Genomic DNA, 10815 nt, shown 5'->3' on the forward strand with positions numbered 1-10815 from the left:
GAATTGGGTTGCGTGGAAACGCAATCGCCACATTGGTCAGCAGGGGTCAGCGGCGCGAACAAATCGTGTGGGCCAGGCCGCACAACGCGGTGAATACCTTCGCCGCACACCCTCCTCGAGATCCGGCACCCAGGTCACCCTACGAAGCCGGCGGCAATGTTGTTCACTGGAGCAGTGCCGAACCCACCGTGGAATGTCGACGTTGTCGTGGTGGGCGCCGGCCTCGCCGGACTTGCCGCCGCTCGGGAGCTGACGCGAGAGGGTCACGACGTGCTGGTGCTGGAGGGCCGGGACCGGGTCGGCGGCCGCTCGTTCAGCGGCAGCCTCGCCGGGCTACCGATCGACCGGGGCGGCTCGTTCGTGGGTCCTACCCAGGACGCCGTGCTCCAGCTGATCGACGAACTCGGGCTACCGACCGTTCCGACGTATCACGACGGCAAGAATGTCATCCACTGGCGCGGCGCGGCGCGCGCCTACAGCGGAACCATCCCCCGTCTGTCGCTGCTCGGATTGCTCGACATCGGACGGCTGCAGTGGCAGTTCGAGAGGATCTCCCGCACCGTTCCGGTCGCGGCCCCCTGGCATGCCAAGCGGGCGCGCCAACTCGACGGTGTCTCGTTGGGACAGTGGCTGGGGGCGGTACGCGCCACGGCCTCGTCGCGGGATCTGATGGCGATCATGACCCGGGTGACGTGGGGTTGCGAACCCGAGGATGTGTCGATGCTGCACGCCGCCCGGTACGTGCGGGCGGCCGGCGGGCTCAACCGGCTGCTGGACACCGAGAACGGCGCCCAACAGGACCTGATTCCCGGCGGCACGCAGCAGATCGCCGAACGGGCGGCGGCCGAACTCGGAGACCGCGTAGTCCTGGATGCGTGTGTGCGCCGTATCGAGCGGCACGGATCCGGGGTGACCGTTACGTCGGATCGGGGTCAGGCCGAGGCCGGGTTCGTCATCGTGGCGATACCGCCCGCCCACCGCAACGGCATCGAGTTCACTCCGCCCTTGCCGCCCGAATACTCCGATCTCGCGCAGCACTGGCCGCAGGGGCGGCTGAGCAAGGCCTACGCGGCCTACGACACGCCGTTCTGGCGGGCCAAAGGCTTCTCCGGCCAGGCGTTGCTGGACACCGGCCCGATCTTCATCACCTTCGATGTCAGCCTCCACGAGGACGGCCCGGGCATCCTGCTGGGATTCGTCGACCCCCGTGCCTTCGACTCGCTGCCCAGCGACCAGCGTCGCCGCGACGCCCTGCGCTGCTTCGCGTCGTTGTACGGAGAGGAAGCGCTCAGCCCCCTCGACTACACCGATTTCCGTTGGGGAACTGAGGAATTCGCACCGGGCGGGCCCACCGCGGCGGTGCCGCCGGGGTCGTGGACGAAGTACGGCAGGTTGCTGCGCCAGCCAGTTGGCCCGATCCACTGGGCGGGCACCGAGACGGCCGACGAATGGACCGGGTACTTCGACGGCGCGGTCCGCTCCGGCCAGCGCGCCGCCGCCGAGGTCGCCGCGCTGTTATGAGCTGATCAGCCGGACCGGTGACTGCCGGTCGATGACCGATTCGGCGAGGCCGCGCAGCCGCCGGTTCACCTCGTCGGGCTGTTCGAGCATCGAGCAGTGCCCACCGGGCAGCTCCACCAATTCCAGGACGTTGGGAGCGGTGCGCGCGAGCAGGCGGGCCTGGCTGATCGGGGTCAGTCGGTCGTGCTCACTGCCGATCACCAGCGTCGGCACCGTCAGACCCTCGAGGTTGAGGTGCCGCGAGCCGATCTCGTCGATCAGCATCCGTGCGCAACCGCCGCGACCCATCGGTGAGGTCTGGGCGAACAGCTCGTAGACGAGCTTGACCACGGCCGGATCCGCACCGGCGCCGACGGCCATCATCGCCACCAGATACCGGCTCGGAATCCGGACCGCACCCGGCAGCGGGACCCCGCCGACGGCGTTGATCAGCGTGCGCCCGGCTACCGCCCGGGCCGGCGACAACCCCCGCGGCACCGGCAGCAACTTGATCTTGTCCAGCAGATCACCGCTGGCGGTGTTGATCAGCGCAACGGCATCGGCCCGCCGACGGACCTTGTGGCGATAACGGTTCGACCAGGCCTGGATCGTCATACCGCCCATCGAGTGCCCCGCGATCAACGCCCGCTCGTGCGGCGCCAGCGTGGCATCGAGCACGCAATCCAGATCCGAAGCCAGGTGTTTGAGGCTGTAGCCGCCGCGCCGCGGAACCGCGCTGCGACCATGTCCGCGGTGGTCGAAAGCGATCACGCGGTAGTCGGCGGCCAGGTCCGCGATCTGGTGGGACCACGCCCGGATGGCACAGACGAAACCGTGGGTGAGGACTATCGGATAGCCATCGGCGGGGCCGAACACCTCCGCGTGCAGGGCGGTACCGTCGGCAGCGCGCACCCTGACGGTACGACTCGGTGGCAACTCGGCCGGCAACGGCCGAATCGGTCTTTCACGGGTAGAAATCCGAGCACTCATCGCCGCTCCCGCCTTGGTCGCGGCTCCGTTGCCGCCATCCAGTTGCCGCCGACTTTACCGGACCGTAATGTGCGGTCCGTCACATACCAGAACACAATCAGATAACGGCGAAACCGTGCCTCAGTTATCCCGTCGGGGATTGTTAGCGGCGACGACCCTGCTGGCGGATGGCTGCGCATCACCGTCTCGGCCGGCGCAGCGGACCCGCGTAACCACCGCCACCGCGCCGCCGGACACGAAATCGGTCCTCGTCATCGGTGCCGGAATGGCGGGATTGGGTGCGGCACGCAGCCTGGCCGACGCGGGCTGGCCGGTGCGGGTGATCGAGGCCCGCGACCGGATCGGCGGGCGGGTGCACACCGTCCGCGATTGGGGGGTGCCGCTGGAGATGGGCGCGTCCTGGATCCACGGGACCAACAACAATCCGCTGGTGCAGCTGGCCCAGCAGGTGCACGCCACCGTCGTACCCACCGACTACGACCACCCGACCAAGCTGGTGATCGATCCCCGGCTGCAGCCGATGACGTTCAACCGCAAGACCTGGCGCCAACTGGTGTCCGACGCGCGCGACGAGGTGAGCGGCGGCACGCTGGGCGCCGCCATCAGCGCCGAGGCCGACCGCGAGGAGCTTGCCGCCGGGGAACGCGCGGCCCTGGACTTCTATGTCACCACCGAGATCGAAGACGAGTACGCCGCCGAGTCCGGCCAGCTGTCGGCCACCACGTTCGACCTGGGCACGTTCACCGACGGCCCGCAGTCGGTCATCACCAGCGGATACGACGCACTTCCGCGGCTAATGGCCGGCGGACTGCAGATCGTGCTGAAGACCGCCGTCACTTCCATTGCCCAACAGCGTGATTCGGTCACAGTCAGGGCCGGCGAGCAAAGCTTCGTGGGGCCGGCTGCGATCGTGACGGTCCCGCTCGGCGTCCTGAAGGCCGCCGGCATCACCTTCGACCCACCGCTGCCCGAGGGGCATGCGCACGCGGTGAACGCGCTGGGATTCGGCGTGCTGTCCAAGAGCTACTTCCGTTTTCAGCAACGAACCTGGGACACCGAGAACGCCTTTCACGAGTATCTGGGCTCCGCCGACGGGATGTGGGCCCAATGGTTCACGTTGCCCGCCGCCGCCGGTCCGATTGTCCTGGCCTTCAATCCCGGGTCTCGTGGCCGGCGCGCGGAGTCCACTCCCCCGGCTGCCGTGATGGCAGGCGCACAGCCTGTCGCCAAGCGACTGTTCGGCACCGACGTCATCGAGGTGCGGTCGTCGAGCTGGACCACCGACCCGTACGCGCTCGGCTCGTACTCCTTCCATGCACCGGGTTCAGGGCTCGACGACCGCCGCCGGTTGCAGGAACCGGTCAGCGATCGGCTGTATCTGGCCGGCGAGGCCGTGGGAGCCGACAATCCGACCACCGTGCACGGCGCCCTGCTCAGTGGACGCCGTGCGGCCGCCGAACTGATGCAACGCCTGCCAAAACCGTGAATCAGGCTGTGGCTCAATAATTTTCCAGCGCATCCACGCTGCGCCAACTCGGCCAGGTGGTCTCCCAGATTCGATGGATCCGCCCGTCGCGGTAGGCGGCGATCAGTACCACCTCGATGCGGGTCGGCTGCTCGCCGGGCCGCGAGGTGGTGATCCACACCCTCCCGGCAACCCGGTCCGCGGCGTCTACCCAGGCTTGCTCGTCGTACTCAACGGAGTACGCGATCGGCGTGGCGTAGAGCTTGCGATGACTGTCGCGGAATTCGGTGAAACCCTGCGTCAGCCCGTCGGAGCACATCACGAATTCGGGGTGGTAATAGTGCTCGATCAGTTCAGCGTTCTTGGCGACGACCATCCGGTCGAACATCTCACGCAGCAGCGAAACAGACATGCGATCAGCTCACCACGCATCGGGACGCATCGGCATCCTGGGTTTCGGCTTGATCCTGTTGATCGCAGCCCACAGGGCGCGCTCGCGCGCGTTGCCGGCGACGAACAGCAGCTGGTCGCCGCCCTGCAGGACGTCGTCGCTCTGCGGGATGATCACCTGGCCACCACGCACCACGGTGACAAGGGCGGTATTGGTCGGTAGCCGCAGTTCGCCGACCCGCTCGCCCACCACCGGGTTGTCGTCGGGCAGCGTCAATTTCGTCAGCGCGGTGCGGCCTCCCTGCAGCCCCATCAGGCGGACCAGGTGACCGATGTCGATGGCGCCCTCGATCCCGGCAACCATCGCACCCGGCGTCGACAGTGCCACGTCTATCCCCCAGGCCTGACCGAACAGCCACTCGTTGCGGACGTCGTTGATGCGCGCCACCACCCGCGGCACGCCGAACTCCGACTTGGCCAGCAGGCCCACCACCAGATTGGCCTTGTCGTCGCCGGTCGCGGCGATCACTACGTCGCAGGTCTGCACGCCGGCTTCCTGCAACGACGACATTTCACAGGCGTCAGCGTTGAGCCAGTCCGCTTCGGGCACCTTGTGCGGCTCGAAGTTGCGTCGTTGCCGCTCGATCAGCAGGACCTTGTGCCCGGCGTCGAGCAACTCGTGTGCGACCGAGCGCCCGACATTGCCGGCCCCGGCAATCCCGATCCGCAACTTCCGCTTGGCCACGTGACCATCTTTGCGTATGCCATGTCACCCGGAACTTCCCGCTGTGCCACGAAGCATCGGCCGGTGCGGACTGATTTACTGACAGCACGCCGCATTCGGCGGTGCCTCGTCCGCACCAGATCGCTTCCCCTGAACCGGAACCACATGACCCTGGAACAGCTGTACCTGACTGTGTCGATCGGCGGCCTCGTGCTGCTGGCGAGCATCGTCGGTACCCGCGTGGCCACGGTCGTGGGGTTCCCCAGCCTGCTGCTGTTCCTGCTGGTCGGCGTCGCGATCGGCGAGGACGGATTGGGTCTGCAGTTCAACGACGTGATCCTGTCTCGCAACGTGGGCATCGCGGCGCTCGCGGTCATCCTGGTCGAAGGCGGCTTGACCACCCGGTTTGGTGACATTCGCCGGGTACTGGCGCCGGCGGCCGTCCTGGGCACCGTCGGCGTGGTCGTCAGCGCGGTGGTCACCGCCGTCGGCGCGCATCTGCTGCTGCACTTCGACTGGCAACTCGCGCTGCTGTTGGGCGCGATCGTGTCCTCCACCGACGCCGCGGCGGTGTTCTCGGTGCTGCGCGTGCTACCGCTACCGCGGCGGCTGGCCGGGTTGTTGGAAGCCGAGTCAGGTTTCAACGACGCGCCGGGCGTGATCCTGGTGCTGATGTTCAGCGTGGTGCCGTTCGTGTGGGAACCCGGTGGTGCGGTCACCGACCTGCTGTATGAACTGATCGGCGGGTCCGCGATCGGCCTGGTGGTCGGTTACCTCGGCTCGTTCGGGCTGCGGCGCATCGCATTGCCGGCCTCCGGTCTCTACCCCATCGCGACGTTCGGACTGGGCCTGGTGGCGTTCGCCGCCGCCGGCGACGCCCATGCCAGCGGTTTCATCGCCGCGTATCTCGCGGCGGTGGTGTTGGCGAACTCCGGGCTGCCGCACCGCTCGGCGACCCGGTCGTTCGCCGAAGGGGTCGGGTGGCTGGCCCAGATCGGCCTGTTCGTCCTGCTCGGACTTCTGGTCGATCCGAGCGACCTGGCGGTCGACGTGATTCCGGCGATCACGATCGGATTGGTGCTGCTGCTGGTCGCCCGGCCGCTCTCAGTGGTCGGGACGCTGATCTGGTTCCGTATCCCGTGGCGCGACCAGGTGTTTCTGTCCTGGGCGGGCCTGCGCGGCGCGGTCCCGATCGTATTGGCCACCTTTCCGATCGTGGAAGGTGTCGCGGGCAGCTCGCGGCTGCTCAACATCGTCTTCGTCCTGGTGGTGGTGTTCACGCTGATTCAAGCACCCAGCCTGCGCCCGATCGCCCGCGTCCTGGGTCTGATTTCCCGCGAAGCCACCCGCGAGATACAGGTCGAAGCCGCGCCGCTGGACATGCTTGACGCCGAGCTGCTGACCATGACGGTGCAACGCCCGTCGCGGCTGCACAACGTCACCATTCTGGAACTGCGCCTGCCGGACCCGGCCGTCATCACCCTGATCATCCGGGACGGCCACACCTTCGTTCCCGAGCCCGACACGCGCATCGAAAGCGGCGACCAACTGCTCATCGTCACCACCAGCAGGACACGCGCCGCGGCCGAAGCCCGACTGCGCGCCGTCAGCCGGCGCGGCAAGCTCGCACACTGGTTCGACGAATACGGCGAGCTGGATTAGAAACGAGGTTCGCCGAGGGTGAAAGTCGCCTCTTCGACGAACGCGCCGAGATGCAGGCCGGGCCTCAGCCAGGTCGGCAACGGACCAGACGAAGACACGCCGACAGTCACCAGAGCCGGCCGGATCCGGCCCGCGAAACTCAGCAGCGAGTCACCGACGCGACCGTCGGCAAACTGCTGGCGCGCGCTGCCCTTGACTTTCAGCGGTATCGCCGGCCCCTTGATCCGCGGCGTCGCGCTGACCGTCCAGGACGGCTCGGCGCTGCTGCTGCCAGTAATGAGGTGCCCGTCAGCCAGTTCGCCGTCGAAGCGGGCCAGGGTCTTGGGCATCGCCCAGTTGGTCCGGCCACCGACCAGGCTGGTCTCGGAATCCACCGACATGAACGCCACGTTGCCCCAGGGTCGCAGGCCGGTACGCGAGCCGACGATGCCGAGCACTTCGTCATACGCGCCGACCGGGGTGTCGGTGTAGCGGACGAAGGCTCCGAGTGTCACCAGCGCGGGGCTGCCGGACAACGCCGGCGGCAGGGCTGCAGCCGCGGTGCGACCACCGCGACCCAGCCACAGTAGCGCCGAGCACCGGCACTCCCACGGCGCGGGGGCTTCGTTGCGCGGCAGCGTCGCGACCAGCGCCTGACTGAGTGCGCTTTCCGGCACGCCCCCTACTCCGGTCAACTCCCGGCGAATGCCGTTGTCCCCCGTGGCTACTCCTGATTCTCAATCCGCGCCTGATAGGCGGCCCGCTGCTCGCGGTCCAGTTGCGCGGTGACCTTGTCACCGCCTGACAATCGGAACGCCGCGTCGACCAGGACGGCCGGCAGGGCGGCACTTGCCCGCGAGACCAGACCCACCACCTTCGGCACGAACACGGTCCGGGAGGACCCTCTGGCCAGTTCCGCGAGCACGGCAGCGGCGACACCCTGTCGCCCCCGCAGCTGCGCCATGCGGACCAGAATCTCATACCCGGCGTGCCCGGTTTGCGTCAACTACCCGACTCGAGCGCCTCGCGGACGAGTTCGACTGCGCGGGAAGCACTTTGAGCGGCACCCTCCATGGTGGTGGGCCAGTCGTTGTGAGTCCAGTCACCGGCCAGAAACAGATTCGGCAACGAGGTCCGGTTGCCGGGACGGATGGTCGACGTGCCGACCCGGGAGGAGAAGGTGGCCTTGGGCCAGGGCACCACGGTGACATCGAGCACCTCGGCGTCGCGGGCGGCCGGGTAACTGGCCCGCAGCGCGCCGACCAGGCGCTCGGCCACCTCGCGGTTCGTCATCGTCATCAGGTCGTAGGCGGCGCAGGTGGTCAGCGCGTAGAGGTGGTTGCCGTCGGGGCGCGGCCCGTGCATCCGGTCGCGGTCGAAGACCCAGCCGATATCGCTGTCCAGCAACGATTCCCACGGTGCCACGGTGCCCAGCGGGCGGTCGAGCAACACGTAGGCGTTCATGATCGGGATCGGCTCGAGTTGTTTGGCCGCCAACCGAATCTCCTCGGACCCCGGCACCTCGTCCAGCAGCGACCGCACATTCCACGACGGCACGGCCAGCACCACCGCGTCGGCGTCGATCACCGTTGTGTCGGCCAACCTCACTCCGGACGCACGACCGCACTTCACCACTACCGCTGCCGCCCGGGTCCGCAACCGTACCTGCACCCCGCGTTCGGCCATCACCCGCCGAGCGCCGTCGAGGTACAGCGTTTGCAGGTCGACGGTGGGATAACCGATACGCATGGCCGCCCGGCCGCCGCGACGCACCCGGTCGGCGCCGGTGCGCAGCAGCGCGGCGAACGCGTGCGCGGACGCCAGCCGCGGAAGTTCGTTCAGCAAACCAATCACCATGGTGTTGAGCATGATTCGGCGCACCTCGGCAGGAAACCCGAGGCGGTCCAGCCATTCGTCCACGGTGATGTCGTCGAGCGTATCGTCGAACCGCGCCACGTCATGTATCAGGCGGGCCCACGCCGGTGCTGCGCGGAGCAGGGCTGCAATCCCCAGGCCCCGGACTCTGCCCAGCACCAGGCGGCGTGCGTTACGCGCCCGAAGACCGAACGTCTCGACATGTCCACCCGGGTAACGCACGCCGAACTCGTCGGGAAACCGCAGAAGGTGGCGCGTACCAACGGAATCCAGGTAACGGAAGATGCAGTCGTAGGAACCGGCCAGCACATGCTGGCCGTTCTCGATGGAATCGCCGTGCCCGGATGTCAGGCCGATGGTGCGCCCGCCCAGTTTGCCGTTGCTTTCCACCAGGGTGACCGCGTAGCCGAGTTCGGCGAGCCACACCGTGGCGGCCAGCCCCGCCAGCCCACCGCCCACCACCACGACGCGCGCCATCAGTGCCCGCTTTGAGCGGTCAGACCCAGCGCCCGCAGGGTGCCCGCCAGATGCGCCCGCACCGCCGCACCCGCCGCGTCGCCGTCGCCGTCGCGCAGCGCCCGGGCGATGCGCTCATGCTCGTCGATGATGGTTGCCAGGCGTTGGGCATTGCGGGCCGATTCACCGATCATCCGCATCTGCCGGTCACGCAACGTGCAGTAGAACCCGGCCAGGATGGCGTTGCCGGCAGCTTCGAGGGTGATGTTGTGAAAGGCCCGATCGGAGTCGAGGAAATCAGGCAAGCGCCCGGCGGCGGCCGCCTCGCGCTGGCGCTGCACCTGCGCCCACAGCCGTTCGTACACCGCCGCGCGGGCTTCGGGCCCGCGCTGAACCACCGCTGTCGCCGCGAACTCTTCCAGTACCGCCCGGGCCTGCAGGACCGCACGCACCTCATCCGCGGACACCGGCACCACCAAAGCGCCGCGTTTGGGGTACAGCCGCAACAGTCCGGCCACCTCCAGTTGCAGGAATGCCTCGCGGACCGGGGTCCGCGACATACCCAACGCGGCGGCGACCTCTCCCTCGCTGATCAGTTCCCCGCCCGGAAATTCTCCGGTCAGCACCCGGGTCTTGACGTAGTCGAGGGCACGGTCTTTGGCTGCTCGCGGGGTTCCCTGCAACGCCATGACTCTCCTTGCGGCTCAGTGGTCTCACTGTATTCGCCGGTGCCGGTTGCCTGATAGATACAAGATAGAGACTATACGGATATGACTGCGATCTACCCCGATCTCACGCGCGGATTTACCGAGTGGGCAGACGACGCCCGCTATTTCGAGTACAGCCGGGCCGCTGATCCCATCGCGTCCGGGCATACGCCCAGGGTGCCGATCGCGCGGTTCAGTCCGGATATCCATGCCGGCCGGCCCACCGGGGTGATCCCGCTGGATCTGTCCGCGGACCTGGCGAGCGGCAACGGTGCGGCTACCAGCCCCGCTCTGCTGGCCAACTTCGTGCGGATTCGCGGGGGCGAGCAGATCGACACCGTCGCGAACGCCACCTCACAGTTGTTCTACATCCTGGCCGGACGCGGCATCGCCATGGTCGGCGATCAGCTGGTTCGCTGGGAGAAAGGCGATTTCCTGGTCTTGCCCGCTGACTCGCGCGCAGCGTTCCAGGCGGGTGCCGAGGCCACGATGTACTGGGTGCACGACGAGCCGCTGCTTCGTTACCTGGGTGTCCGGGCGACCGAGCCGAGGTTTCGCCCGACCAAGTACCGCGGCGCGGATGTGACCGCCGAGCTCGAGCACATCGCGTCGCAACCCGGCGCCAACGACAGGAACCGGGTCAGCGTGCTGCTGGCCAACGCCGAGCAGGAGCAGACGTTGACGCTGACGCACGTGTTGTGGGCGATGTTCGGGGTGCTGCCGCCCGGCCGGGAACAACGCCCGCATCGTCACCAATCCGTGGCACTGGATTTGATCCTCGACGCGGAGCCCGGCTGTTACACGCTGCTGGGCAACCGCCTCGATGAGCGCGGCCGGATCGCCGACCCGATTCGGGTGGACTGGCAGGCCGGCGGAGCCTTCACGACGCCGCCGGGCATGTGGCATGCCCACTACAACGAGTCCGAAGCACCCGCGCACCTGATCCCCGTGCAGGACGCCGGGTTGCAGACCTACCTGCGCAGCCTCGACATGCAGTTCAGCCGCCGGCCTTCCGAACACGAAGCGCAAGCCCGTCGGTAACGGCACGCCGAGTGAATGCGACCGGC

11 protein-coding genes are annotated in these 10815 nt (G+C 67.9%); 4 read left to right on the top strand and 7 right to left on the bottom strand.

Features of this window, described 5'->3' with window-relative positions; translation table 11 throughout:
* Nucleotides 1-174: 174 nt before the first annotated feature.
* Complete coding sequence (locus ACX9NE_RS04305) at nucleotides 175-1521, top strand: flavin monoamine oxidase family protein (protein ID WP_459360461.1); 1347 nt, start codon at nucleotides 175-177, stop codon at nucleotides 1519-1521.
* Here the strand turns inward: ACX9NE_RS04305 and ACX9NE_RS04310 are convergent.
* Entirely contained in the window at nucleotides 1516-2490 is a 975-nt protein-coding gene (locus ACX9NE_RS04310) for an alpha/beta fold hydrolase (protein ID WP_459360462.1), read from the bottom strand. The two genes, ACX9NE_RS04305 and ACX9NE_RS04310, sit on opposite strands and share 6 nt — an antisense overlap.
* A 67-nt stretch (nucleotides 2491-2557) precedes the next feature.
* Here ACX9NE_RS04310 and ACX9NE_RS04315 point away from each other — a divergent pair, with 67 nt between their 5' ends.
* Nucleotides 2558-3976 carry a flavin monoamine oxidase family protein gene (locus tag ACX9NE_RS04315; RefSeq protein WP_459360463.1) on the top strand — a complete coding sequence of 473 codons (1419 nt, stop codon included), beginning with the start codon at nucleotides 2558-2560 and terminating at the stop codon, nucleotides 3974-3976.
* Nucleotides 3977-3989: 13 nt separating this feature from the next.
* Here ACX9NE_RS04315 and ACX9NE_RS04320 read toward each other — a convergent pair whose 3' ends face one another.
* Nucleotides 3990-4367 carry a nuclear transport factor 2 family protein gene (locus ACX9NE_RS04320; RefSeq protein WP_459360464.1) on the bottom strand — a complete coding sequence of 126 codons (378 nt, stop codon included), beginning with the start codon at nucleotides 4365-4367 and terminating at the stop codon, nucleotides 3990-3992.
* A gap of 9 nt (nucleotides 4368-4376) precedes the next feature.
* Nucleotides 4377-5075 carry a potassium channel family protein gene (locus ACX9NE_RS04325; RefSeq protein ID WP_459360623.1) on the bottom strand — a complete coding sequence of 233 codons (699 nt, stop codon included), beginning with the start codon at nucleotides 5073-5075 and terminating at the stop codon, nucleotides 4377-4379.
* A gap of 159 nt (nucleotides 5076-5234) precedes the next feature.
* On the opposite strand from ACX9NE_RS04325, the gene ACX9NE_RS04330 reads away from it, so the two are divergent.
* Nucleotides 5235-6731, top strand: a complete 1497-nt coding sequence (locus ACX9NE_RS04330; protein WP_459360465.1) for a potassium/proton antiporter — start codon at nucleotides 5235-5237, stop codon at nucleotides 6729-6731.
* Here the strand turns inward: ACX9NE_RS04330 and ACX9NE_RS04335 are convergent.
* The 4 genes from ACX9NE_RS04335 to ACX9NE_RS04350 are packed head-to-tail and all read right to left on the bottom strand — an operon-like array spanning nucleotide 6728 to nucleotide 9730.
* Nucleotides 6728-7387 carry an acetoacetate decarboxylase family protein gene (locus tag ACX9NE_RS04335; RefSeq protein WP_459360466.1) on the bottom strand — a complete coding sequence of 220 codons (660 nt, stop codon included), beginning with the start codon at nucleotides 7385-7387 and terminating at the stop codon, nucleotides 6728-6730. The genes ACX9NE_RS04330 and ACX9NE_RS04335 overlap by 4 nt on opposite strands.
* 47 nt (nucleotides 7388-7434) lie before the next feature.
* Nucleotides 7435-7716 carry a hypothetical protein gene (locus ACX9NE_RS04340; protein WP_459360467.1) on the bottom strand — a complete coding sequence of 94 codons (282 nt, stop codon included), beginning with the start codon at nucleotides 7714-7716 and terminating at the stop codon, nucleotides 7435-7437.
* Nucleotides 7713-9062 carry a hydroxysqualene dehydroxylase HpnE gene (gene hpnE, locus ACX9NE_RS04345; protein ID WP_459360468.1) on the bottom strand — a complete coding sequence of 450 codons (1350 nt, stop codon included), beginning with the start codon at nucleotides 9060-9062 and terminating at the stop codon, nucleotides 7713-7715. Before hpnE ends, ACX9NE_RS04340 begins: the two co-directional genes overlap by 4 nt.
* Nucleotides 9062-9730, bottom strand: a complete 669-nt coding sequence (locus tag ACX9NE_RS04350; RefSeq protein ID WP_459360469.1) for a GntR family transcriptional regulator — start codon at nucleotides 9728-9730, stop codon at nucleotides 9062-9064. Before ACX9NE_RS04350 ends, hpnE begins: the two co-directional genes overlap by 1 nt.
* A gap of 81 nt (nucleotides 9731-9811) precedes the next feature.
* On the opposite strand from ACX9NE_RS04350, the gene ACX9NE_RS04355 reads away from it, so the two are divergent.
* Entirely contained in the window at nucleotides 9812-10789 is a 978-nt protein-coding gene (locus ACX9NE_RS04355) for a cupin (RefSeq protein WP_459360470.1), read from the top strand.
* Nucleotides 10790-10815: the final 26 nt, after the last annotated feature.

This window comes from Mycobacterium sp. ML4 (assembly GCF_054515735.1).